Source organism: Undibacterium sp. WLHG33 (assembly GCF_049544815.1).
Taxonomy (GTDB): Bacteria; Pseudomonadota; Gammaproteobacteria; order Burkholderiales; family Burkholderiaceae_D; genus Undibacterium.
The window spans coordinates 2,195,540-2,220,489 of sequence record NZ_CP186697.1; the positions used below are offsets into that span (position 1 = coordinate 2,195,540).

Annotated in this window: 24 protein-coding genes and 1 pseudogene; 17 read left to right on the plus strand and 8 right to left on the minus strand. The window is 50.8% G+C overall.

Annotated features, from left to right (window positions below; genetic code table 11):
* The first annotated feature begins 1 nt into the window (after position 1).
* Together ACOTSW_RS10035 and ACOTSW_RS10040 are read left to right on the plus strand one after the other, a co-directional pair.
* Complete coding sequence (locus tag ACOTSW_RS10035) at positions 2–538, plus strand: hypothetical protein (RefSeq protein WP_423678934.1); 537 nt, start codon at positions 2–4, stop codon at positions 536–538.
* Positions 535–3,084, plus strand: a complete 2,550-nt coding sequence (locus tag ACOTSW_RS10040) for a secretin N-terminal domain-containing protein (RefSeq protein WP_423678935.1) — start codon at positions 535–537, stop codon at positions 3,082–3,084. Before ACOTSW_RS10035 ends, ACOTSW_RS10040 begins: the two co-directional genes overlap by 4 nt.
* Positions 3,085–3,177: 93 nt before the next feature.
* On the opposite strand, the gene pyrE is transcribed toward ACOTSW_RS10040, so the two are convergent.
* From pyrE to gatC, 4 genes are all read right to left on the minus strand, one after another.
* On the minus strand, positions 3,178–3,843 hold the full coding sequence (gene pyrE, locus ACOTSW_RS10045) for an orotate phosphoribosyltransferase (RefSeq protein ID WP_423678936.1): 666 nt from the start codon (positions 3,841–3,843) through the stop codon (positions 3,178–3,180).
* Positions 3,844–3,881: 38 nt separating this feature from the next.
* The gene (gene gatB / locus ACOTSW_RS10050; protein WP_423678937.1) at positions 3,882–5,348 is read right to left on the minus strand and encodes an Asp-tRNA(Asn)/Glu-tRNA(Gln) amidotransferase subunit GatB; all 1,467 of its coding nucleotides are present in this window, start codon (positions 5,346–5,348) and stop codon (positions 3,882–3,884) included.
* A gap of 127 nt (positions 5,349–5,475) precedes the next feature.
* Positions 5,476–6,930, minus strand: a complete 1,455-nt coding sequence (gene gatA, locus ACOTSW_RS10055) for an Asp-tRNA(Asn)/Glu-tRNA(Gln) amidotransferase subunit GatA (protein ID WP_423678938.1) — start codon at positions 6,928–6,930, stop codon at positions 5,476–5,478.
* 19 nt (positions 6,931–6,949) lie between these two features.
* The gene (gatC, locus tag ACOTSW_RS10060) at positions 6,950–7,252 is read right to left on the minus strand and encodes an Asp-tRNA(Asn)/Glu-tRNA(Gln) amidotransferase subunit GatC (protein WP_212680075.1); all 303 of its coding nucleotides are present in this window, start codon (positions 7,250–7,252) and stop codon (positions 6,950–6,952) included.
* Positions 7,253–7,539: 287 nt separating this feature from the next.
* Between gatC and ACOTSW_RS10065 the strand changes: the two genes are divergently transcribed.
* The 6 genes from ACOTSW_RS10065 (at position 7,540) to ACOTSW_RS10090 (ending at position 14,619) form a co-directional block, all read left to right on the plus strand.
* Positions 7,540–8,583 (plus strand): rod shape-determining protein, encoded by a 1,044-nt coding sequence (locus tag ACOTSW_RS10065; protein WP_186884353.1) that lies wholly within the window; start codon positions 7,540–7,542, stop codon positions 8,581–8,583.
* Between the two features lie 242 nt (positions 8,584–8,825).
* The gene (mreC, locus tag ACOTSW_RS10070; RefSeq protein ID WP_423678939.1) at positions 8,826–9,845 is read left to right on the plus strand and encodes a rod shape-determining protein MreC; all 1,020 of its coding nucleotides are present in this window, start codon (positions 8,826–8,828) and stop codon (positions 9,843–9,845) included.
* A complete protein-coding gene (gene mreD, locus ACOTSW_RS10075; RefSeq protein WP_423678940.1) occupies positions 9,842–10,360 on the plus strand; it encodes a rod shape-determining protein MreD in 519 nt (172 codons plus the stop codon). The genes mreC and mreD overlap by 4 nt, the downstream gene beginning before the upstream one ends.
* Positions 10,361–10,418: 58 nt before the next feature.
* Entirely contained in the window at positions 10,419–12,419 is a 2,001-nt protein-coding gene (mrdA, locus tag ACOTSW_RS10080; RefSeq protein WP_423678941.1) for a penicillin-binding protein 2, read from the plus strand.
* A 2-nt stretch (positions 12,420–12,421) separates the two neighbouring features.
* Positions 12,422–13,534: a rod shape-determining protein RodA gene (rodA, locus tag ACOTSW_RS10085; protein ID WP_423678942.1), complete on the plus strand. Its 1,113-nt coding sequence runs from the start codon at positions 12,422–12,424 to the stop codon at positions 13,532–13,534.
* Positions 13,531–14,619 (plus strand): septal ring lytic transglycosylase RlpA family protein, encoded by a 1,089-nt coding sequence (locus ACOTSW_RS10090; protein WP_423678944.1) that lies wholly within the window; start codon positions 13,531–13,533, stop codon positions 14,617–14,619. The genes rodA and ACOTSW_RS10090 overlap by 4 nt, the downstream gene beginning before the upstream one ends.
* Here ACOTSW_RS10090 and rsmI read toward each other — a convergent pair.
* Positions 14,616–15,524, minus strand: coding sequence for a 16S rRNA (cytidine(1402)-2'-O)-methyltransferase (gene rsmI / locus ACOTSW_RS10095; RefSeq protein WP_423678945.1), 909 nt, complete (start codon positions 15,522–15,524; stop codon positions 14,616–14,618). The two genes, ACOTSW_RS10090 and rsmI, sit on opposite strands and share 4 nt — an antisense overlap.
* A gap of 41 nt (positions 15,525–15,565) precedes the next feature.
* Between rsmI and ACOTSW_RS10100 the strand changes: the two genes are divergently transcribed.
* The 5 genes from ACOTSW_RS10100 to ACOTSW_RS10120 are packed head-to-tail and all read left to right on the plus strand — an operon-like array spanning position 15,566 to position 19,881.
* On the plus strand, positions 15,566–15,952 hold the full coding sequence (locus tag ACOTSW_RS10100) for a YraN family protein (RefSeq protein WP_423678947.1): 387 nt from the start codon (positions 15,566–15,568) through the stop codon (positions 15,950–15,952).
* A 25-nt stretch (positions 15,953–15,977) separates the two neighbouring features.
* The gene (locus tag ACOTSW_RS10105; protein WP_423678949.1) at positions 15,978–16,583 is read left to right on the plus strand and encodes a phosphoheptose isomerase; all 606 of its coding nucleotides are present in this window, start codon (positions 15,978–15,980) and stop codon (positions 16,581–16,583) included.
* A complete protein-coding gene (locus ACOTSW_RS10110) occupies positions 16,576–17,232 on the plus strand; it encodes a BON domain-containing protein (RefSeq protein ID WP_423678950.1) in 657 nt (218 codons plus the stop codon). Before ACOTSW_RS10105 ends, ACOTSW_RS10110 begins: the two co-directional genes overlap by 8 nt.
* 57 nt (positions 17,233–17,289) lie before the next feature.
* Positions 17,290–17,880, plus strand: a complete 591-nt coding sequence (locus tag ACOTSW_RS10115) for a LemA family protein (RefSeq protein WP_423678952.1) — start codon at positions 17,290–17,292, stop codon at positions 17,878–17,880.
* 27 nt (positions 17,881–17,907) lie between these two features.
* Complete coding sequence (locus ACOTSW_RS10120; RefSeq protein WP_423678953.1) at positions 17,908–19,881, plus strand: M48 family metallopeptidase; 1,974 nt, start codon at positions 17,908–17,910, stop codon at positions 19,879–19,881.
* 92 nt (positions 19,882–19,973) lie between these two features.
* Here ACOTSW_RS10120 and ACOTSW_RS10125 read toward each other — a convergent pair whose 3' ends face one another.
* From ACOTSW_RS10125 to ACOTSW_RS10135, 3 genes and pseudogenes are all read right to left on the minus strand, one after another.
* Complete coding sequence (locus ACOTSW_RS10125; protein WP_423678955.1) at positions 19,974–20,399, minus strand: BLUF domain-containing protein; 426 nt, start codon at positions 20,397–20,399, stop codon at positions 19,974–19,976.
* Between the two features lie 17 nt (positions 20,400–20,416).
* Positions 20,417–21,124 carry a GTP cyclohydrolase I gene (folE, locus tag ACOTSW_RS10130; RefSeq protein ID WP_423682292.1) on the minus strand — a complete coding sequence of 236 codons (708 nt, stop codon included), beginning with the start codon at positions 21,122–21,124 and terminating at the stop codon, positions 20,417–20,419.
* Between the two features lie 111 nt (positions 21,125–21,235).
* A pseudogene (locus tag ACOTSW_RS10135) lies at positions 21,236–21,382 on the minus strand (cysteine-rich CWC family protein); the annotation flags it as partial.
* 137 nt (positions 21,383–21,519) lie between these two features.
* On the opposite strand from ACOTSW_RS10135, the gene argB reads away from it, so the two are divergent.
* The 4 genes from argB to ACOTSW_RS10155 all read left to right on the plus strand — a co-directional run bounded on the left by argB (position 21,520) and on the right by ACOTSW_RS10155 (position 24,741).
* On the plus strand, positions 21,520–22,446 hold the full coding sequence (gene argB, locus ACOTSW_RS10140) for an acetylglutamate kinase (RefSeq protein WP_423678957.1): 927 nt from the start codon (positions 21,520–21,522) through the stop codon (positions 22,444–22,446).
* Between the two features lie 42 nt (positions 22,447–22,488).
* Positions 22,489–23,202: an HAD-IA family hydrolase gene (locus ACOTSW_RS10145; protein ID WP_423678958.1), complete on the plus strand. Its 714-nt coding sequence runs from the start codon at positions 22,489–22,491 to the stop codon at positions 23,200–23,202.
* 338 nt (positions 23,203–23,540) lie between these two features.
* Positions 23,541–24,116 carry a nucleoid occlusion factor SlmA gene (gene slmA, locus ACOTSW_RS10150; protein WP_423678959.1) on the plus strand — a complete coding sequence of 192 codons (576 nt, stop codon included), beginning with the start codon at positions 23,541–23,543 and terminating at the stop codon, positions 24,114–24,116.
* Positions 24,117–24,285: 169 nt separating this feature from the next.
* Entirely contained in the window at positions 24,286–24,741 is a 456-nt protein-coding gene (locus ACOTSW_RS10155) for a DUF962 domain-containing protein (RefSeq protein WP_423678961.1), read from the plus strand.
* The last annotated feature ends 209 nt before the right edge of the window (positions 24,742–24,950 follow it).

Below are 24,950 nucleotides of genomic sequence, written 5' to 3' on the forward strand. Positions count from 1 at the left end.
TATGAAGTTTAATTTCAAAAAAATATCGAGGCAGCAGTTGCTTGCTGCGGGCGTGATTCTGGTCGGTGTTATAGCGGGGGCTGTTGCCGGTTTTTTCTCAATTTCTACTGCCAATATGGTGCAGCAAAACAGCGCAGATGAGACGGCCCAGAAAGATGCCCCGTTTGTCTTGCCCGCTGCCCCGCCGGAAAAAAAAGCAATTGTTCCTGTGAACGAGGATGCGACACCGCAGGCAGCGAAGAGCGCGCAAAAAGCAGAAGAGGAATTAGCGGATCAGCGTATGTGGGAAGTCACGGCGAAGCAGCCATTGCCACCGCGTAAAGAACCTATGACGCCGCCACGCTGGCGTGTGGTCGGTATCACCTCGGTAGGATCAGTAAAAAGCGTATTGCTATTGTTCGAAAATCAGCCAGTTACAGAGGCGAGAGGAATCGGAGATAAGCTTCCTGGTGGCGCAAAAATTGTCGACATCGCTCAAGACCATTTGAAGATTGTGCTCAATGGTCAAACTATGAAATTGAATTTACGTAAGCAATGAAAAAATTTCCTTTTGGCCGTCAAGGCAATAAATCTTTGTACGGTGCCTTGCCCGTCTCTGCACTGGGGCTGATGCTGGCACTGAGCGGATGCGTGGACACGAAACTGGTTGTTCCTAAACGCATCGACTTTGAGCGCAGTCCTCAGACGGATACTGCTTCGTTGCTTGGCGATCAGCAGATGAAACGCACCTATTCTGAGACAGACACACCGAAAATGCCGGCGACGATCAGCGGTGAAAAACGGGCTGCACAGGATCAGCCTGCTCCTGCTGGTGGCAAAGCGGATCTGACGGTTTCATTCGATCAGATGCCTTTACCTACTTTCATTCAGGCAGTCTACGGCAGTGTGCTGAAGGCAAATTATTCTATGGACGGGGCAGTGGCGGCGCGTACCGACCTGGTGACTTTCCATATTCCACAGCCAACGACGAATGCTGAATTATCGCGTTTATCACGCATGCTGCTCAAGAGTTACGGCGTGGCTGTCCAGGATTTTGGTGGTGTGATTCGCATGGTTCCGGATAATGCTTCCAGTAGTTATTCGCCAGCGATACGACGCGGTCGTGCCAGCCCGGAAACGCCGCAGAGCCTGCGCCCTGTCTTTCATTATGTTGAGCTCGATGCGGTACGGGTCAATGATTTCAGCAGCTTGCTCAAAACCATGTTCGGCGCCAAAATTCAGGCGACCGACGATCTGGGTAAGAATGCGATCCTGATCAGTGGCCAGCCAGACGATGTGGCCGCGGCAATGGAAGTGATACAGGTATTTGATCAGCCTGCTATGCGCGGTCAGCGCACCAAGCGCGTCAGTCCAGTCTTCTGGACCGCTGAAGAATTCAGTAAGCGCCTGGTGGAAGTGCTCAGTGCGGAGGGGTATGCCGCCAGCACCAGTGTCAATTCCGGTTCGCCAATTCTGATATTACCGATTCCTCCTATCAACAGCGTGATTATTTTCTCTTCGTCTGAAAAGATATTAAATCACGTTTTGCAGTGGTCCAAAGAACTGGATAAGCCTTCTGAGAGTCAGGCCGGGGGTGCCTTTTTTACCTACCCGGTAAAATATGCTGACGCTCAGGCACTGGCTAAAACCTTGTCTGAACTGATAGGTGGATCAACTTCATCCACGCTGCCGGCAGCGACCGGCCCCGGCGCGAATGCAGCGGCAGCGGCGACCGTGACAGGCAGCCGTGGTGGTTCCAAAATTGTTGTCAACAATGCGACTAACAGCCTGATTATTCAGGGTGGTGGGGCTGATCAGTATCGTCAGTGGATGTCATTATTGGCAGAACTGGATAAACCGACTAAATCGGCATTAATTGACGTGATGGTTGCTGAGGTGACAGCAGGAACCGCGAATACGCTCGGCGTGGACTGGAATTTCCGCAATGCTAAAACCGCGGCTGGCGGCGTATCAGGGACCGTTACCTCTGGCAATGCTGGTTCAGGTTCTGGTGGTCTCACGTTCAGTTTCCTGAATTCTGCAGGATTGATGCGTGCTGATATTTCTGCTCTGGCGTCAAAAAATGATGCTCAGATTTTATCTAGTCCTAAGTTGGTGGCGCGTAATGGTGAGACAGCGACGATACAAGTAGCAGATGAAGTACCTATTCTGACCAGCACAACAACTACACCGGGCTCAATCATTTCAGGTGCGACAACAACGAATACAATTCAGTACCGCACTGCCGGTATGATTTTAAGAGTCAGACCGGTCATTAATTCCGGTAACCGGATTGATCTCGACATTTCTCAGGAAGTGAGTAATGTGAAATCCCTGAGTAGTGGCGCGATCACCTCACCGACGATAGGCACACGTAAAGTCGATACCAAACTGACTTTGCGGGATGGCAGTACGGTCATGCTTGCAGGTCTGATTTCTAATGACAACAGTTCTTCCGATGCGGGCGTTCCTTTACTCAAGGATATTCCGGGCGTCGGAAGCCTGTTTAAAACAGAAACGACTAATAAGAATAAAAAAGAGCTGATTATTCTGATTACGCCATACATCATCAATGATGATTTCGAAGCTGAGTCGATCAGTAATGCGTTTCAGAGTTCGCTTGGTGACTGGGCTAAGGACTTGAAAGAACGCACTGATCTGAATGCACTCAAGCGCGCACCGGTTAATCCGGAAAACGCAAAGCCCGGGACTGAAATTTCTGCTCCGGTACGTGAGCCGAAACTGGTAAGACCGGTCAAGGAAGTGACATCGGCACCGGAACAGCAGGAGCCTGCGCCTGCGACATCTGCGGAGCCGTCTGCCGCGATGCCGGAGGCACCGGCCAAGGATGCACCGAAGAAATCCGATACGGAAGAGCTGGGAGGTGTGATTATGAGCAAACCTGTGCCCGCCCCTGTACAAAATCCTGCTTCGGCGACAAGTGCTGCGGGGCAGGACAAGTCCGCTACGAAACCTGCAGCCAAATCTGCACCGGTGAATAAGCCATCCAACACAGTGATGCCACCGATTCCGGGTGCAAAGGTGGTTGACGATCCTGATCTGTTGGAAGAGCTGCGTCGCGCTGCAGGCTTACCAAAGCGCTGATGTAACGATCGGGCGTGAAGCACGCATGTAAAAAAAGGATGCTGATGGCATCCTTTTTTATTCCTGACGGTTGGTAACGTAAGTCAATCAGAATCAGATCGCTCCGTAACGCTGGCGGTAAGCGGCAACGGCGTCTTTGTGCTGAGCCAGCTGAGCGTCAGCGCCTGCCGCGGAAAGGTAGTCAAACAAATCATTCAGGTTACCAATAGAGACGACAGGCATGTTGTAAGTCTGACTGACTTCCTGCACTGCGGACTGTGCAGAGAGGGCATCATCCTTGCCGGAGCGTTCCATGCGGTCAAGCGCGATCAGCACAGCACATGGCGTTGCACCTGCTGCGCGTATCATTTCCACTGACTCGCGTACGGAGGTACCCGCAGAAATCACGTCGTCGATGATAACGACCTTGCCTTTCAGCTCGGCACCAACGATGGTTCCGCCTTCGCCGTGGTCTTTGGCTTCCTTGCGATTGTAAGCAAACGGTACGTTACGCCCCCGCGCCGCCAGCGCTACGGCGGTTGCGCTGGCCAGCGTGATGCCTTTGTAGGCGGGGCCGAACAGCATGTCAAATTCGACGCCGGAATTAATCAGGGTGTCCGCATAAAATGCGGCCAGTTTGCCCAGATTCGCGCCATCATTGAATAAACCGGCATTAAAAAAATACGGAGAATTACGTCCGGCTTTGGTGACAAAATCACCGAAGCGGATAACGCCGGCCTTGACTGAAAATGCAATAAATTCTTGTCTTAAATTGCTCAAAATAATCTCACTTGATAAAACGGGGATAGAGCGTGCGATCAGCCCGCCAGTTTTTTCTTCAGCAATTCATTCACTTGTGCCGGATTGCCTTTACCCTTGGTTGCCTTCATCGCCTGACCGACCAGCGAGTTGAACGCTTTCTCTTTACCGGCGCGGTATTCATCCACCGATTGCTGATTCGCTGCCATCACTTCATCGATAATTTTTTCGAGCGCACCGACATCGGAAATTTGTTTCAGGCCTTTTGCTTCAATGACCTGATCTGCCAGATTGACGTCTGCCGATGGTGCCTGCCACATTGCGGCAAACACTTCTTTAGCGATTTTGTTCGAGATGGTGCCGTCCGCAATACGCTGCAACAGGACTGCCAGTTGCGCTGCGCTGACAGGAATGGCGCTGATCTCAACACCTTCGCGATTGAGTGTGGATGCCACATCGCCCATCATCAGGTTCGCAGCCGGTTTTGCCTGAGCAACACCTGCCGCTTGTACGATCGCTTCAAAATAAGTTGCGATCCCTTTTGATTGGGTCAGGATGGTGGCATCGTATTCAGGCAGGCCCAATTGCTCAATGAAACGCTGACGCATTGCTGATGGCAGCTCTGGCATGGTGGCACGTACTTGTTCGACCCACTCACGGCTGATTTTCAGTGGTGGTAAATCAGGATCGGGGAAATAGCGATAATCCTGAGAGTCTTCCTTGCTGCGCATAGAGCGTGTTTCTTTGCGATCAGGATCATATAAACGGGTTTCCTGCACTACGGTACCGCCGTCTTCGATCAGTTCGATCTGACGACGGACTTCGATGTTGATCGCTTCTTCGAGAAAGCGGAACGAATTCAGATTTTTGATTTCGCAACGTGTGCCGAATTCTTTCTGGCCGACCGGACGTACGGAAACGTTGGCATCGCAACGGAAAGATCCTTCCTGCATATTGCCGTCACAGATATCGAGCCACATCACCAGCGAGTGCAATGCTTTTGCATAAGCGACTGCTTCCGCAGCGCTGCGCATGACCGGTTCAGTGACGATTTCCAGCAAAGGTGTTCCGGCGCGATTGAGATCGATACCGGTCATACCCTGATAATCTTCGTGCAGGGATTTGCCTGCATCTTCTTCCAGATGCGCGCGGGTCAGTTGGATTACTTTGACTTCGGACTTCCCATCTTTTTCAACGACGCATGAAACTGAGCCACCCTGAACGACCGGGATTTCAAACTGACTGATCTGATATCCTTTGGGCAGGTCAGGATAGAAATAGTTTTTGCGGGCGAAAATTGATTCCGGCGCGACGACCGCACCGACAGCGAGACCAAACTGGATCGCTTTTTCTACCGCACCTTTGTTCATCACCGGCAGCACGCCCGGCAATGCCAGATCAACAGGGCTGGCCTGGGTATTGGGTTCTGCGCCAAATTGTATTGAAGAACCACTGAATATCTTGGAGTTTGTTTTGAGTTGCGCGTGCGTCTCAAAACCAATAACGACTTCCCATTGCATAATCATTCCTTGTTTCGTTGTTGCATGTGGTGTCAGCAAATGCGCGACACACTTCATCCATCAATCGGATGCTGCCGTTGGGGCTGGTTGATGTACCAGCGGCAGCAATGTTTGCCTATTACTTTTATGCCGCTTATTCCGGTGCGCGCTGATGCCAGTCAGTGACTTGCTGATACTGATGCGCGATATTCAATAAACGTGCTTCATCAAAGTAATTGCCTATCAGTTGCAAGCCGACCGGACGTTTTGCATTTTTGTCGCCCTGACCGAAACCGCAAGGGATGGACATGCCGGGCAAACCGGCCAGACTGGTCGATAAAGTAAAAATATCGGCCAGATAGTTAGCGACCGGATCATCGGATTTGGAACCCAGATCCCATGCCACAGTTGGCGCCACCGGTCCCATAATGACATCGCATTGTTCAAATGCAGCAGCAAAATCCTGTGCGATCAGGCGACGGATTTTTTGCGCCTGCAAATAGTAAGCATCGTAATAGCCATGCGATAACACATAGGCACCAACCAGAATACGACGTTTTACTTCTTCACCAAAACCTTCGGTACGCGATTTTTTGTACATATCGTTGAGGTCTTTGTAATCAGCTGCGCGGTGACCGTAACGCACACCATCAAAACGACTCAGGTTTGAAGATGCTTCTGCCGGAGCGATAACGTAATACACAGGAATTGAAAGCTCGGTTTTTGGCAGGGAAATATCCACTAAAGTCGCGCCGAGTTTTTCATATTCGGAGAGCGCCGCACGTACCGCCTGTTCCACATCCGGCGCCAGACCCGCGCCGAAAAATTCTTTCGGCACACCAATGCGCAGACCCTGAATTGATTTGTTCAGGTCGCGATTGAAATCTTCCGGTTTGCGATCCAGCGAGGTGGAATCTTTTTCGTCAAAGCCGACCATGGCATTGAGCAGCAGGCCACAGTCTTCGGCTGTCTGGGCCATTGGCCCACCTTGGTCGAGAGATGAGGCAAACGCGATCATGCCGTAACGGGAAACGCTGCTGTATGTGGGTTTGATGCCGGTGATGCCACAAAATGCGGCGGGCTGGCGAATCGAGCCGCCGGTATCTGTGCCCGTGGCTGCGGGTGTCAGCCGCGCTGCGATCGCGGCAGCAGAACCGCCGGACGAGCCGCCCGGAACGGCGGTTTTATCCCATGGATTTTTGACTGCGCCGAAATACGAATTTTCATTCGCCGAACCCATCGCGAATTCATCGCAATTCAGTTTGCCCAATGTGACCATGCCTGCTTCAGCCAGTTTTGTGACAACCGTTGCATCGAACGGACTGACATAGTTCTCCAGCATACGCGAGCCTGCAGTCGAGCGCAGATCTTTTGTGACAAAAATATCTTTATGAGCAATGGGGACGCCGGTCAGTGCTGTCGCATCGCCTTTAGCAAGACGCGCATCGGCAGCGGCAGCCTGTTGCAGCGTCAGTGCGGTATCAACGTGCAGAAATGCATTCAGATCACTGGCCGCGATACGTTGCAGAAAGTGCTGTGCGAGTTCAGTCGCAGAAATCTGCTTGCTGTGCAGCAGTGCGGATAATTGGGCAAGAGTTTTGGTATGCATAGAATCTTTTCCGTGAAGCTTATTCAATGACCTTAGGCACCAGATACAGACCATCCTGCGTTGCCGGTGCTGGCTTTTGGTATTCGTCGCGATGATTGGTTTCCGTAACCACATCCTCACGCAGACGCAGTGCGAGTTCGGGCAGCAGGGCGCCGATAGGGTGGCTCAGTGGTGCGACGCCAGTGGTATCAACGGCTTTTAATTGTTCCGCCAGTAAAAAAATACCATTCAGCTTATCAAGCGTGGAGTTCGCTTCGGAATCGGAAACTTCAAGCTTTGCCAGATTCGCGATGCGGGTAACATCATTAAGTGTCAGTGACATGATTTAAGGGCGCGGCAAGGCGCAAAAGGGTGTCAGAAATAATGCAAAAAAATACAATTTCCGATACTGTATTTTTAGGTGTTGGTATCGGGTAAATTTAAGAAGATTATAAGGTAGAATGGCGGGTTAATGCCCTATAAGGTGCGCTAAATCCCCGAAGTTACCGCGGTCTGGCCTTGAATATGAGGATCAGCTTGATGCAGACAGGGTCAAATTTTGATGAAATTCAGTGGAACAGCGATCTGCTTGAGACGCTGTACACATAATTGTTAAATACAGGACAATACATGTTTGGTTTTTTACGTAGCTATTTTTCAAATGATCTGGCGATCGATCTCGGTACTGCAAATACCTTAATTTATGTCCGTAGTCAGGGCATCGTGCTGGATGAGCCTTCGGTAGTGGCGATACGTCAGGAAGGCGGCCCTAACGGTAAGAAAACCATCCAGGCTGTCGGTAAAGAGGCGAAGCAGATGCTGGGCAAAGTGCCTGGCAATATCGAAGCAATCCGTCCGATGAAAGATGGCGTGATTGCTGACTTTACGGTGACTGAGCAAATGCTCAAGCAATTTATCCGTATGGTGCATGACACCAAATTCTTTAAACCTTCCCCGCGCATCATCATTTGCGTACCGTGCGGTTCGACACAGGTAGAGCGCCGTGCGATCCGTGAATCCGCACTCGGCGCGGGCGCTTCTCAGGTATTTCTGATCGAAGAACCGATGGCAGCGGCAATCGGTGCCGGTCTGCCGGTTTCTGAAGCGACTGGTTCCATGGTGGTGGATATCGGTGGCGGTACGACTGAAGTTGGCATTATTTCGCTCGGTGGTATGGTGTACAAAGGTTCTGTACGTGTCGGTGGCGATAAATTCGACGAAGCGATTGTCAACTACATTCGTCGTAACTACGGCATGCTGATCGGTGAGCAGACTGCGGAAGCGATCAAAAAAGCGATAGGCTCTGCTTTCCCAGGTTCCGAAGTCAAGGAAATGGAAGTGAAAGGGCGTAATCTTTCCGAGGGTATTCCGCGTTCTTTCACTATTTCCAGCAACGAAATTCTGGAAGCGCTGACCGATCCGCTGAACAATATCGTTTCTGCCGTGAAAAACGCACTCGAACAGACACCGCCAGAACTCGGTGCGGATATTGCAGAAAAAGGCATGATGCTGACCGGTGGTGGCGCCTTACTGCGTGATCTCGATCGTTTGCTGATGGAAGAAACGGGTCTGCCGGTGATCGTTGCCGAAGACCCGCTGACTTGCGTGGTGCGCGGTTCGGGTATGGCGCTGGAGCGCATGGATAAGCTGGGTTCCATTTTTTCCTACGAATAAAATGAGGTGCGACGGGGATGACATGTCACTCCGTCTGTACAACCCAGAGTATGAGCAATATGATCCGGCAAGACGTGAGAACACAATGTCTGTGAATGTAATGCACTGCCTTGTCGGGGATAAGCATCAGTTCTGCAGGTAGCAGAGTCGGCATTTATGTCGGCTTTTTGTTTTTTGAGCGCATGCGCACAGTTTTGGCTGGTGCTGCGGATAGGTCACCGGTTTCTGACGATTGATATAGTATGGATTACAGTCCGCCACCCCTCTTCAAACAAGGTGCATCTGCACGTGTCAGAGCCATTTTTTTTACCGTTTTTGCGATTTTCCTGCTGGTTGTTGATTCCCGTCTGAATACCTTGACGTTTGCCCGTCAGGTTGTAGGAACGGTGTTGTACCCGGCGCAAATGCTGGCTGCAATGCCAGCGGACATTGCGCGGCAGGTGTCACATTATTTTGTGACGATCGCTGATCTCGAAAAAGAAAATTCCCGCCTGAGACGCCAGCATATTATTAATGCTGATTCTTTGCAGAAAACCGCACAGTTACAGTCGGAAAATAATCATTTGCGTAACCTCCTCGGTGCGCGTGAACGTCTGCCGGTGAAATCAGTTATGGCTGAAATCATTTATGACGCCCGCGATGCCTCGACTAAAAAAGTTATCGTTGACCGCGGTATTAAGGATGGTATCGCGCTGGGACAACCGGTCATTGATGACCTTGGTGTGGTTGGACAGGTGACGCGGGTATTTCCGCTCACTGCGGAAGTGACCTTGCTGTCGGATAAGAATCAGGCGATTCCGGTACAGATACTCAGGAATGGTCTGCGCAGTGTGGCGTATGGCCGGGGTAAGTCCTCCTATCTTGATATGCGTCTGACTTCGAATGCGGATGTGAAAGTCGGCGATCAGCTTGTGACATCCGGTATTGATGGCATTTATCCTGCCGGACTGGCGGTCGCGAATGTCGTACAGGTAGAAAACAAGGCGACAACGACACTCGAAAACATTTTATGCGCGCCAGTTGCAGGTATCGATAAAAATAAGCAGCTACTGATTCTGCAAGTATCGACGACGAATCTGCCGCGCCCCGATACTGAAGATATCCGTGCAAAAAAAGAAAAAATCAATCGCAAAGTAACGCGTGATACCGCTCCGCAGGGTACCGACATGAAACCGGTCGATCATCCGGCCACCACCCGGACAGAGACTAAAGAGCCGGCGAAGGAAGAAAAACCGGAAGATAAAAAGGATGCTGCGAAATGAATCAGCCCCACTACATTTTGTTGCCAGTCAATTCGCTGTTTATTGCCTTCAGTTTTATTGTGGCTTTTTTTCTGAATTTCTTACCCTGGGGCGGTATGGCCGGTGTGCCGGATTTTGTCGCACTGGTTCTGGTTTTCTGGAGTATTCATCAGCCGCTCAAGGTTGGTATCGGCGTTGCTTTTGCGATGGGACTGGTGATGGATGTGCATGATGCGATCTATCTCGGTGAAAATGCTCTGGCTTATACCTTATTGTCGTATTTTGCGATCACCATACACCGGCGCGTATTATGGTTTCACCCTGTGACGCAGTGTCTGCATGTATTTCCTTTGTTTTTATTTGTACAGGGACTACAGATGGGTGTCCGTCTGCTGATCGCACCGGAGGCGCACTTTCCGGGCTGGCTGTATTTTTCCCAGAGTCTGGTGACAACTTTATTGTGGCCGGTTGCGACACTGATTTTGCTGGCGCCACAACGAAGAGCCATCGATAAAGACCATAACCGTCCTATCTGAAACGCTGATGCAGCGCGTCAACAGTGTGCCGCATGATGCTGAGTAAATGAAATAAATCATGACTGAACTCAAGAATACCGAGCGCGAGCTTTATCTTTTTCGCCTGCGGCTGATTTTTCTCGGCATATTTGTGCTCGCCTGTTTTTCCGCGTTGATCACACGTTTTGTCTGGTTACAGATAATCAAGCATGATGATTACGTTTTACTGGCGGATGAAAACCGTATCGACGTTGTACCCGTGGTGCCTAACCGTGGTCTCATCTTAGACCGTAACGGCGTCATTCTTGCCAGAAATTATTCAGCTTACACTCTGGAAATTACCGCTTCCAAGATTAATCAGGACATGGATGTGCTGATCGACGAGTTGTCTGCACTGGTTGATATTCAGCCCAAACATCGTAAGCGTTTCCGTAAATTACTGGAAGATTCGAAGAGCTTTGAAAGCGTACCTATCCGCACTCGCTTAACTGATGAAGAAGTCGCCAGGTTCACCGCACAGCGTTTTCGCTTTCCCGGCGTGGACATACAAGCCCGCCTGTTCCGCCAGTATCCTCAGGGAGATGTGGCTTCGCATGTGATCGGTTACATTGGCAGGATCAGTACTAAAGATGCTGAAATGATTGATGGTATGGAAGACAGTGCGAATTACAACGGGACAGACTATATCGGTAAGGAAGGGCTGGAAAAGAGTTACGAAAAAATTTTACACGGAAGCACCGGGTTTGAAGAGGTCGAAGTATCTGCCGGTGGTCGTGCCGTGCGTACCTTATCGCGCACACCGCCGACCTCCGGTAAGAACCTGATTTTGTCGGTCGATATTGAGCTGCAGAAAGTCATTGAAGAAGCCTTTGGCGATCGTCGCGGCGCACTCGTGGCAATTGAACCAGCGACCGGCGACGTGCTGGCATTTGTATCAAAGCCGACCTATGACCCAAATTTATTTGTCGAAGGAATCGATCAGCAAAGCTGGAATGAACTCAATACTTCCGAAGACAAACCACTGTTAAACCGGCCACTGACCGGAGCTTACCCGCCCGGCTCAACCTACAAGCCATTTATGGCGTTGGCGGCACTGGAACTGGGCAAACGAACCCCGACACAAGCGATTGCTGATCCGGGCTTCTTCGCCTTCGGCAATCATATTTTCAAAGACGATAAACCTGGTGGTCACGGTATGGTGGACATGTACCGCTCGATCGTGCAATCGTGCGATACCTATTACTACATGCTGGCTAACGACATGGGTGTCGATGTGATGCATGACTTTATGAAGCCTTTTGGTTTCGGACAAAAAACGGGTATTGATCTTGAACATGAGCGTACCGGTTTGCTACCGTCGACGGCATGGAAACGTGCTGCATTTAAAAAACCTGCGCAGCAACGCTGGATTCCCGGTGACACGATTTCACTGGGCATAGGACAAGGTCAGAATACGTTTACACCTTTACAGATGGCACATGCGATTGCCACTCTGGCGAATAACGGCGTTGTGATGAAGCCGCATCTGGTGAAGATGACGGAAGACCCACAAACCCGCGCCCGTACGCTGACAGTGCCAAAAGAGAGTTTCCGTATTCCGTTGAAGCAGGAAAATATTGATTTCATTAAAAATGCGATGGTCGGGGTGGTGAAAGAGGGAACTTCCGCGCGTGCGTTTGCTAATGCGGAATATGTCTCAGGTGGTAAGACCGGAACAGCGCAGGTGATCAGTATCAAGAAAAACGAGAAGTACGATGCTAAGCGGATGGCTGTCAGACATCTGGATCACTCGTTGTATACCGCCTTCGCACCGGCTGATCAGCCTAAAATTGCATTGGCCATTATCGTCGAGAATGGCGGGTTTGGTTCTGAGGCTGCGGCACCGATTGTGCGTAAGGCACTCGATTACTATTTGCTGGGTAAACGACCTGAGGTCAAGGAAAACAAAGAACCTTCCATGCCGGTGCCGAAAGCGCAAAGCGATATGGCGCTGTACCGCTCTGATGCCGAGGTGAAAAATCCGCCCGAGCCTACACCCGGCCCTAAACCCGGCGGTGAAACAATTGGGAATAAGGACTGATCATGCATAATTTTGGTGTCTACTGGCGTTCCTTACGTTCGCGCATCATGGTATTTGATGCACCGCTGGCCATCATCATTTTTCTGATTTTATCCTGCGGCGTGGTCACGCTGTATTCCGCTGGTATCGATTTTCCCGGCAGACTGGAAGATCAGTTGCGCAATATCGTCGTGTCGTTTGTCATTATGTGGATAGTGGCGAATATCCCGCCGCGGACGCTGATGCGTTTTGCGATTCCGATCTACACATTCGGCGTGGCTTTACTGATTGCTGTTGCAGTGTTTGGTATGGTGAAAAAGGGTTCACGTCGCTGGATCAATGTCGGTATTGTGATCCAGCCTTCCGAAATGATGAAAATTGCGACACCGCTGATGCTGGCCTGGTACTTTCAGAAAAAAGAAGGTGCCCTGCATTTCAAGGATTTTGTCATCGCGACGGTGATACTCGGGGTACCGGTTGGCCTGATTGCAAAGCAGCCCGATCTGGGGACCGCTTTACTGGTGGTAGCAGCCGGATTTACCGTGATTTTTCTGGCCGGATTGTCGTGGAAGGTTTTATTGTCGATCATCGCTTTTGTTGCCGTAGTGACGCCGACAGTGATCTGGCCATATCTGCTGCATGATTACCAGAAAGACCGGGTACTGACGATGCTGGACCCGACGCGCGACCCTTTAGGCAAGGGCTTTCATATTATTCAATCGACGATTGCCGTTGGTTCAGGAGGGCTGACTGGTAAAGGTTTACTTAAAGGAACGCAAGCCCACCTGGAGTTCATTCCGGAACGGACAACGGATTTTATTTTCGCCGTTTTTTCCGAAGAGTTCGGCTTTATCGGTAATGCGATTCTGGTTACTTTGTATTTTTTACTGATTGTTCGCTGCCTGATGATTGCAGCGAATGCGCCCACGATGTTTTCCCGTTTGCTGGCAGGTTCTGTGTCTATGATATTCTTCACTTATGCGTTCGTGAATATGGGCATGGTGAGCGGCATTTTACCGGTGGTCGGCGTTCCTCTGCCTTTCCTCAGTTACGGCGGGACTGCGTTGGTGACCCTGGGAATGGCGGCAGGAATTATGATGAGTGTGCAGCGTAATCGTAAGCTGGTGCAGACATGAAAATCTTCTTTTCTCATACAGGCAGTGTCAGACCACCGGGCTGGTTACTTGCTTCGCTATCCTCTGCATTGCTGGTCGCCTGCGGCTCTGCACCTAAGCAATCCATCATCATTGCTGAACATCCCCGCCCTGCATCAACAAATAAATCTGCCACGACGGCCGCTCCTGTTTTGCCAAAAGCCAATTCGGGTAAGGGCGGCTATTATAAAGACGATGGTCCCGGCGATAACCCACCGGAAGGACTGGAGTTTACGGTCGATCCGATTCCAGTCGTCGAAGATTTTGCGCGGGGAGCTAACAAGCCTTACGTGGTTTTCGGAAAAACCTATACGCCTATTGTCGATACGACCATACCGTATGTGCAGCGTGGTATCGGCAGCTGGTATGGCAAGAAATTTCACGGGCAGAAAACATCGTCCGGTGAGTTGTACGATATGTACAAAATCACGGCGGCACATCCGACCCTACCTATTCCGTCGTATGCCAGAGTGACTAATCTGTCGAATGGCAAGCAGATTATTGTGCGCATCAATGACCGTGGACCATTTCATTCCAGCCGCATCATTGATCTGTCGTATACCGCGGCGCTGAAACTCGACATTCTTGGTAAAGGCAGCACTCAGATTGAAGTGGAGCGCCTGCTTCCCGCCGACATCGAGCGCATGGCGGAAAACCGCAAAAATCAGTCGCAGACAACGACAGTGGCTGTAGTAAGTAATGACAGCATGGTCAGACCTGCAACTGTGGTTCAGGCGAATTCCGCTCCGGCCAGCAATCAGATCACGATAGAAGAATTGCTGGCGGCACAGGATAATCGTCCGGCAGAAAAGCTCACACCGCAGGTGCCGGCAGGCAGCGCTTATTATCTGCAATTTGGCGCTTACGCGATCCGTTCGAATGCTGAATCCATTATGGCGCATCTGAAAAGCCGCGCCGAAGCCCGTTTGCCAGGCTTTGATATTGTGCAGCAAGGCAGTCTGTATCGCCTCGTCAGCGGTCCTTTCAGCAGCCGATCCGAGGCAATGTCGGCGATTGCACAAGCGGGTGATCTGGGTGTCGGACGCCCGCTGGTTGTACAGCGTTAGTCTTCGGCTTTCATTTCCAACGCCAGCTGGTACAGGGTATTTTTTTTCAGTCCGGTCAGTTGTGCCGCTAATCCGGCTGCCTGTTTGACTGAGCACTCTTTCAGCAAAATACTGAGTACACGGCGTGCTTCGCTATCGTCGTTTCCTTCTGCGACTACCTTGGCATCGACCAAAATCACATATTCGCCTTTTTCGCGGTGGCTGTCGGCTCTCAACCATGCCGGAGCCTCATTCAGGGCGCAGCGGTGGATTTCTTCAAATAGTTTGGTGAGTTCGCGCGCCAGTACGATTTGTCGCTCACCACCAAACACCGCGAGCATCGCTTGAACTGTCTCAGTAATACGATGCGGTGCTTCGTAAAAAATCAGCGTTGCATCCGTGTTTTCAAGTTTGTGCAGCATGCTGTCGCGTTGTCCGGCTTTTGCCGGTAAAAAGCCGACGAAATAAAAGCGCTCATGTAACAGTCCGCTGGCGGACAAAGCACTGATGGCGGCCGATGCGCCAGGTAAGGGCGTGACATGAACTCCGGATTGCTGCAGCACTTCGATGATTTTTGCGCCGGGATCAGAAATTCCCGGCGTGCCGGCATCAGACACCAGAGCGATACGTTCGCCGGCTTGCAGACGTGTCAGTATTTTTTCAGCGACTTCGCGCTCGTTATGCTGATGCGCTGCAATCAGCGGCTTGTTGATACCATAGCGCGAGAATAATTGCGCTGTATTTCGTGTATCTTCACAGGCAACGGCATCGACCAGAGACAGCAGATGCAGAGCCCGTAAAGAAATATCGGCGATATTTCCAATCGGTGTTGCGACTACATATAATGTGCCGGCCGGATATTGTTGCCGGGTGACGGCTTCAATAATAGTGTTGCTCGTGAACAGTGTGGATTCTGTGTTATTCATTCCTGTTCATTCCCGTTTAATCAAAACCAGATTGTACGACAATGAAACGTGCGCCGACGCAGTCAGATGCTGACCAGGATAAACGTACCAGTCGCCGCCGTGCCGGTGATGATGGTGAAATGCAGGCGCTGCGGTACCTCGAGCAAGCGGGTCTGCACTTGATACAAAAAAATTTTTTGTGCAAAGGCGGTGAGATTGATCTCATTATGCGCGATGGCAGCAGCGTCGTATTTATCGAAGTCAGAACGCGCACTTCCATGCAGTTTGGCGGCGCGCTTGCGAGCGTCACTCCAGCCAAGCAAAAGAAAATGTGGCATGCTGCCGAGGTTTTTCTGCTTCAGCACGGTGGGCAGCCTGCATGTCGTTTTGATGTCGTTGCGATTGATGCAGGTAAAATCCATTGGTTACAAAACGTAATTCTAGGCTAGTCCCTGCCTTATAATCTGACACACTATGACAAACCAACTAAACCAACGTATTTTGGCGCACTTTCAAGAAAGTGCTGAATTAAAAAACCAGGCGGCCAGTGAACTGGCTGTACCGATTTCACAGGCAGTGGAACTCATGTTTCTGGCACTGTCTAACGGTAACAAAATCCTGGCATGTGGTAACGGCGGCTCGGCTGCAGATTGTCAGCATTTTGCGGCCGAGTTAGTTGGGCGGTTTGAGCGTGAACGTTTGCCGTTGCCGGCGATGGCACTGACAACAGATACTTCCATCATGACGGCGGTTGCGAATGATTACAGTTTTCAGGAAGTATTTTCCAAACAGGTGCAGGCGTTTGGTCAGTCCGGTGATATTTTGCTGGCGATTTCCACGTCCGGCAATTCAGCCAGCGTGGTGAATGCGATCAACGCTGCCCTTGAGCGAGATATGCGTATTATTGCCCTGACCGGAAAAGGCGGTGGTGAGATGAAGAAGTTATTAAGCGAGGCAGATGTACATATCTGTGTTCCGCATGACCGTACCGCGCGGATTCAGGAAGTGCATTTGTTAACGATACATTGTATTTGCGATGGCATTGATGCCGCGCTATTTGGAGGTGATGCTGATGATTAAAAAAAACTGGAACGGAGCAAGTCGGACTCTCGCCACTGTCAGTCTGTGCTGCGCAGCAGCGATGAGCTTGCAAGGCTGTGTTGAACTGGTCGTTGGCAGCGCGGTGATGGGAACTTTTGCCGCAAGTGACCGTCGGACATTCGGCGCACAGACTGAAGATAAAGCGATCGTCATCAAAGGTGAAACACGCCTGGCCCGTTCTCTTGGCGATACTGCGCATGTGAATGTGAATTCTTTTAATCGCCGCGTTTTGCTGACAGGCGAAGTCGCTGATGAGCAAACGAAAGCTGCCGCCGAGCGCGAGTTGCGCGGAGTCGAAGGTGTGCTGTCGGTGATGAATGAAATTCAGATCTCCGGTATTTCCAATTTCTCGGCGCGTTCAAACGATGCCCTGATTACGACCAAAGTAAAAGCGTCTCTGGTTGATACCAAAGATTTATATGCGAATGCATTTAAAGTCGTTACTGAGGGTAGCGTGGTGTATCTGCTCGGTCGCGTGACTCAGCGTGAAGGCAATCAGGCGGCCGAGGTTGCTGCCAGTGTCAGCGGTGTCCGTAAAGTAGTGAAAGTGCTGGAATATATCAGTGAAGATGAGCTCAAAGCGATGACAGTTCAGCCGAATAAAGACGGACAGAACAGAGTTGACTGATGAAGTGAGACAGACCGGCGGATTTTCGCTGGTTTTTTATTTTTATCCGGAGAAATTATGATTGCTTTGCTCGTTTTGCTGGTTATTATTGCGGTTCTCGTCTTCTGGGTGATCGGCGTGTACAACCGTCTGGTCAGTCTGCGTAACCGTTTTAAAAATGCATTTGCGCAGATTGATGTGCAACTCAAACGCCGCTACGATCTGATCCCGAATCTGGTCGAAGTCGCTAAAGGATACATGAAGCATGAGCGGGAGACGCTGGAAGCCGTGATTGCTGCGCGCAATCAGGCAGTGACTGCAAATAGTAAAGCGGTGGTGGATCCATCAGATGCTGCGTCAGTACAGCAACTCGCTGCAGCGGAAGGGACGCTGACTGCCTCGCTCGGAAAAATGTTTGCCTTGTCAGAAGCCTATCCTGATCTCAAAGCGAATGAGAACATGATACAACTGACGGAAGAGCTGACCAGCACGGAAAATAAAATCGCGTTCGCCCGTCAGGCCTATAACGACAGCGTCATGCAATACAACACCGGCATAGAGCAGTTTCCCGGTTCCGTGATTGCAAATTCATTCGGCTTTAAAGCCGGTGAATTATTGCAGGCAACCGAATCCGCAGAAGAGCGTAAAGCGGTCAAAGTTTCTTTTTAATTTCATATCGCCCGGCTCGCAACGGATATGGATTTTTTTGAGCAGCAGGACCAGGCACACCGCCAGACCAGAAAATTACTGTTTCTGTTTTTACTGGCGGTGATTGCTATCGTTATTACTGTTAATGTCAGTCTGGCGCTGATCTGGTCATGGGGTTTTGGCGGAGCGCAAGGCTCGGCTGCTCCGGCATATCCACGTGGTTTTTTTCTCGTCAACACCTTTGTGACCTTGCTGTTTATCGCCGGGGGAACCTTGTTTGAAACCTGGCGCCTGCGCGACGGCGGCGATGCGGTTGCAAAAATGGCTGGCGGCAGATTGGTGATGCCATCGTCGACCGATGTACGGGAACGCCGGTTGCTGAACATCGTTGAAGAAATGGCATTGGCATCAGGCATCGCCTGTCCGCGAGTGTACATTCTGGATAACGAAGACGCGATCAACGCGTTCGCCGCTGGCTATCACCAGAATGAAGCGGTCGTTGCTGTGACGCAGGGGACCTTATCCCGCCTTAGCAGGGATGAGCTGCAAGGCGTCATAGGACATGAGTTCAGCCACATTCTGAATGGCGATATGCGCATGAATGTCAAACTGATCGGTATTCTGTTCGGCATACAGATGATTGCTGGTCTGGGGCAGGAATTGTTGTATTGGGGCGCGCGCTTCGGCAGTTCCCGTAGCCGCAACGATAAAGGTCCGCCGCTGCAAATCATCATGCTGGCGGTGGGCGCTGCACTGTTTGTAATCGGTTACGTCGGTATTTTTTTTGGACGCCTGATTAAATCTGCGGTATCACGCCAGCGTGAATTTCTGGCCGATGCAAGTGCAGTGCAGTTCACGCGTAACCCCGAGGGTATAGGCGGCGCCCTGCGCAAGATAGGTGGGCTGACGGCTGTCAATCAATGCGGTTCGCGCATTGATAATCCTCATGCGGAACAGCTGTCGCATCTGTTTCTTGGGGCAGCAAGACCGCAGTTATTATCCGGCTGGTTTGCAACGCACCCGCCTCTGGAAGAGCGTTTAAGACGTCTCTATGGCAGGAACGTCACCTTTCTTGATGCCAGCGCGAGATCAGAAGATATTGATACTCAGGCAGAGTTACCGCAGGGCGTATTTGGTTTTGGTGCTCGCAACGTCGAGGCGATGCGGCAGTCGGAAAAGTCACCACAGGCAAAAACAAATATAAACGGCACTCAGCAGTCCGGCATTTTCTCTGCACAGACTGATGAGCGGCCTAAGATGAACTTCAGCCCTGTCTTGCTGCAGGCCGCACGTGACAGCCAGTCTGCCAGCGCTCTTGTGTATGCGATGTTGCTTGATCGCAATCAGCCTGAAGCTTTTGCGATTCAACAGAATCTGATCCGTCAGGTCGCGACTTCCCAGGAAAACCTGGCGCAGCAATATCTGCTTGAAATCGAAGCGATGAAAAACAGCGTTCGTCTGCCTTTGCTGGATCTCGCGATGCCGGCATTAAAACTGCTGACGACGCCGGAAAGAGCGCAGCTGTTGTCAGTCGCGGCCAAGCTGATCGCTGCCGATCAGCGTATGACGCAGGCAGAGTTTGTCGTGCTGGCTGTACTGGAGCGTCGCCTCGGGCCGCAGGCCGGGCGCTCAGTGCCGGTGCGCTATACGAATGTTGCCGCGTTGCGTTCTGAGGTGCGTTTGTTGTTATCGCTGGTGGCTCACAGCCACGGCACGCAAAGTGTCGCGGAAACAGCGTTTTTGCGTGCCGCCGCAATGTTGCCTGAGCTGGAATTCAATGCAGCGGACTTACTGGTCACGGCCTCTTTGGATTTCTTTGATGTCAGACAGGCACTCGAAAAAATACATCAGCTTGCCCCACTCGCCAAACCCTTCCTGATACGCGCGATGCTGGCTGCTGCGGCGCGTGCGCCGGATGTGCATATAGAAGCCGGAATTGCGGATTTATTGCGCGGTGTCTGTGCTGCGATTGATGCACCTGTGCCGGAAGCGGTGGTGAATGCCGGTGGTACTTTTCACTGATAGATAAAAAAGCCGGTCAACGTGCTCAGGCAACATTGACCGGCTATTCCGTCTTGGTGTAAACGCTTAATGCGATGACTAATGCGATGACTTCAGGTGCGTCCGACGATCGACGCCGTCGCCATTAATTCATCGATCAGCGACAGCAGCATTTTGCCTGACATACCGTGGGGATCTAGCACGGGCAGCGGAGAATATTTCAGCAGAATGGATGGGTTAATTTTGCTCATATTCGCCTGTCCCATCGTCCAGCCGGCATAACGACGCTCTGTGATTTCTTCGTAATCGAGCAACATCACATCTTTGTGGCGAGGATCGCGCAGGATATGCCCGTACAAGCTGTTGACAGCTTCACGCCCGCCTTCCAGTACTTGCATGAACACTTGGTCAGTATGGCACAGCACACCGGTGATGCCGTTCGCCGGATTATGCTGTCGTGACTGTTGCATAATCAGTTGGACGGTATCGCAAGTTTTTTCATCAACAGCGCGGCTGGCGTATAGCAGGCGGACTAACATAATCTTTCCTGTCTGGATTAACGTTTAATGAGAGATAAAAATTCGCGGCGCAGATTCGGGTCTTTCAGAAACGAGCCGTGCATGACGCTGTTGATCATCTTTGCCTCGGTGTCTTTCACACCGCGCCAGTGCATGCAGAAATGATCTGCTTCCATCACGACCGCCAGTCCGTCCGGCTGCATTTTTTCTTGCAGCGCATCCGCCAGTTGTACAACAGCTTCTTCCTGAATTTGCGGGCGACTCATGATCCATTCTGCAATCCGTGCATACTTGGATAAGCCGATCAGATTGGAGTGCTCATTTGGCATGACCCCTATCCAGACTTTACCCATAATCGGACACAAATGATGTGAGCACGCGCTGCGTACGGTAATCGGACCGATGATCATCAGCTCATTCAAATGCGATGCATTCGGAAATTCAGTCACCGAAGGCATGGGAACGTAACGACCACCAAACACCTCATTGATAAACATCTTGGCGACACGGCGACCGGTGTCCTGAGTATTGTGGTCACTTTCGGTATCGATCACCAGACTCTGTAAGACCGCTCGCATTTTTTCCTCAACTTCCGCCTGCAATTCCGCAAGCTCGCCGGGTTCAATAAAGCTGGCGATATTATCGTTGGCATGAAAACGCGTTTTGCTCGCCTGTATCCGTTCACGGATGCGTTGCGAGACCGGGATATTGACCGCCTTGTAAGCGATGGACGTATCGTTAGACATTGCAGTATTCCTATCAGGAAGGCTGATTACTGGAGCGCATATGGTAACTGAATTCATCCAAGCTTGTTTTTTCGCTGCAATTTCCGCTTTCCATAGCGGCAGACATTCTGGGCATAAACAACTGGCGTCGGCAGGAATTGTGCCACCCGGAAAATGAGAGAAATCAAGCGGTGGTAAGGCTGTGCACCAGCATTCCTGTCCTGTGTTGTCGGCAAGCGCGCAGGTGAATTCGCGGTGACAACGTTGGCAAATGCTCATGGTGATTTTCCTTTTAACAATGGATCTGTTGGCAAAGTCGTATATTCAGGGCTGAATTGGCCATCGGTTTGCCTGCATAATCCTGTAAAATTCCGGCTGACCGAATAAACTTTCATGACCTCCAGGATACCGTCATTATGAGCGATTTGAACGCAAACCCAGCAGCAGAAACAGAAGATAAATTAGCCGGTGTCGAGCCAGTGATCAAAGCCGAAATTCTGGCTGAGGCGTTGCCTTATATCCGTAAGTTTCATGGCAAAACCATCGTCGTGAAATACGGCGGCAATGCGATGACAGAGGAACGTCTGAAACATGGTTTTGCCCGCGACGTGATTTTATTGAAACTGGTTGGCATGAATCCTGTGGTGGTGCATGGTGGTGGTCCGCAAATTGACAACGCCCTGAAAAAAATGGGTAAGCAGGGTACCTTTATTCAGGGTATGCGGATTACTGATGATGAGACGATGGAAGTGGTCGAGTGGGTACTCGGCGGTGAAGTGCAGCAGGATATCGTCATGCTGATTAATCATTACGGTGGTCAGGCTGTGGGGCTGACCGGTAAAGACGGTGGCCTGATCCGTGCCCGCAAAATGATGATGGCGGATCGCGAAAATCCGGGTGAAATGCTGGATATCGGCTTTGTCGGCGAAATCGAGGCGATCAATCCAGCGGTTGTTAAAGCCCTGCAGGACGATGCCTTCATCCCGATTATTTCTCCTATCGGTTTTGGTGACGATGGTCAGGCATACAATATCAATGCGGATCTGGTTGCTGGCAAGATCGCTGAAATTCTGAAAGCAGAAAAGCTGATCATGATGACCAATATTCCTGGCGTACTCGATAAGCAAGGGAATCTGGTGACCGATTTGTCGGCTCGCGAGATCGATGAAATGTTTGCGGACGGCACCATTTCCGGCGGTATGTTGCCAAAAATTTCTTCTGCGCTCGATGCCGCCAAATCCGGCGTGAATACAGTGCATATTATCGATGGCCGTATCGAACACTCATTGTTACTGGAAGTGCTGACTGAACAGGCGTTCGGTACCATGATCCGCAGCCATTAATAAAATGACGGTATTGATTCTGACTGGTCTCCGGCTGTGCACATGAAGAAACACGCATCAGACCGGGTCTGGTTGTTTGATCTGGATAACACACTGCACAATGCTTCGCATGCGATTTTCCCGCAGATTAATCTGAACATGAATGCCTACATTGCCCGTTTGCTGGGTGATGCAGGCGAACAGGCGGACGAGGCGACCGTCAATGCCCTGCGGCTGGATTATTATCAGCGTTACGGTGTGACGATGATGGGACTGGTCAGACATCATGGTGTGCGGGCAGAAGAGTTTTTGCAGCACGCACATACTTTCCATGATTTGCCCTCGATGATCCGCTCACAGCGGGGGCTGGCCAGACGTTTGCGTACTCTTCCTGGTAAGAAAATTCTGCTGACCAACGCCCCGGCGCATTACTCCAGCCGGGTATTGATGCATCTGAATTTACACCGGCAGTTCATACAGCGTATTCCTGTCGAGCAGATGCGCGTTCATGGCAAACTGCAGCCTAAGCCATCACGTCCTTTTTTGCGAAAATTTCTGGCAAAAAACCGCCTGCGGGCGTCTCAGTGTATTTTGGTTGAAGACAGTATTGATAATCTGCGGGCCGCCAAAAAGGAAGGATTGCAGACAGTCTGGTTACACGGCTATATACCTTCGCGCCAGCGTAAAATCGCACATTTACGACCACGCGCGGCCTGTATCGACGTGCAATTGCGTTCGGTTTCCCAATTATTGAAATGCCGGCAGTTGCGGGCATAGACATGGCAGTCATGTTGCGGCACTGTGTTTCCGGTTCAGTCTGATCAGGCGGTATGACCGGTTTTTTTATAAGAGCTCGTTGACGCAGATCTATCACTGCAAGTGTAAACGAGACCGGCCGCTGCCACTGAGTGATGGACAAAAAGCTGTACAAAAAGTCAGTTGTCAAGAGTATTTGAGAAATTAAAGTTTCCAAGATTGCTTCACATGAGCAGCGGGTTTCACATAGAATCTGACTCCCGCTGTCGTTCATCGGCAGCGCATAAGTAAGCACGCAAGATCATGCATCTGCACGGTGCATTTTGTACTTTTGTACCTTTCATTCAGATCAGAGAAAAATGGCTAGTACCAAACCGGGCGAGCGTAAGCACCAAATTTTGCAGACGCTGGCAGCAATGCTGGAAAATCCTAAAGGCGAGAAAATCACCACTGCAGCACTGGCGGCAAAGGTGGAGGTGTCTGAGGCTGCTTTGTATCGTCATTTCGCCAGCAAAGCACAGATGTTTGAAGGCCTGATCGAGTTTATCGAGTCATCGATTTTTGGTCTGATCAATCAGATCAGCGAGCAGCAGGAAGATGGTTTGCTGCAGGTGCAGGCGATTGCTCAGATGCTGTTAAATTTTGCAGAACGGAATCCCGGTATGACACGGGTACTCACTGGTGATGCACTCGTCAACGAGGATGAGCGCTTGCAGTTGCGCATGAATCAGCTTGCCGAACGTATAGAAATGGCGTTTCGCCAGTCTTTCCGTCTGGCTGCCAGCCAGGGCAATGCGATTGAGACGGAAGCGCAGGCGCGTGCCAGCCTGTTATGTAGTTTTATTCTCGGGCGCTGGCTGCGTTTCGCAAAAACAGGATTCAAAAATTTACCCACCGAGCAGGCGGCACTGCAGATCGCCATGATATTGCATTAATTCTATCGCTCTTGGTATTCCACAGATTTCCAAAGTATGATGCTGTACGCAGACAGCGCAACAGATGCTGACTGCTGACAACATCATATAAAAATCGACAAAGCATATGCTGACCTCCCGGAATCTCTTTCCGAGGAGGTGAGCGAAATGACGAATATCTGGAGACAACATGGAACAAACCCAAACGCACGCCAAGCGCCGGCAAGTGGACATCTTGCTGGCCAAATATGCCGAAAGTCATTTGCATCCGGTGAATGAAATCATTCATTGTATTTGCGTACCTGCTATCGTATTTTCTTTCCTCGGACTGATTTGGGCCGGGCACCCGCTGGCGGCATATGCTGCGGTGATGACCAGCCTGATTTACTACTTCTTTTTATCACCGCGATTTGCGCTCGGCATGTTGCTGATGTCGGCGCTGATACTGGCAGTTTTACAGTATTTGCCACAGGACCGAATCTGGCAGATTTCTCTGGTTGTTTTCATTGTCGCCTGGATAGGCCAGTTCATTGGTCATAAGATCGAAGGTAAAAAACCCTCATTTTTTGACGACATCCGTTTTTTATTGATAGGTCCTTTGTTTGTGCTGGGTTTTCTGTACCGGCGTATCGGCATCCGCTATTGATTTCTGCCGGCGGAATATTCATTCACATTCACTGAAGATTACCGTTGCGGCTCTGTGATGAATCAGAATGCATGTTCTGCCCGTCGTTTTTCTTTATTGACCTTCTGATGTGAGCGATAGCTGAGCGGGCTATCGTTGACTGCCATGATCCGGCAAGTTCGTGACATCTGCAAGACGGCTCATCTGCGGTTAAACTGCGACTCTGTTCT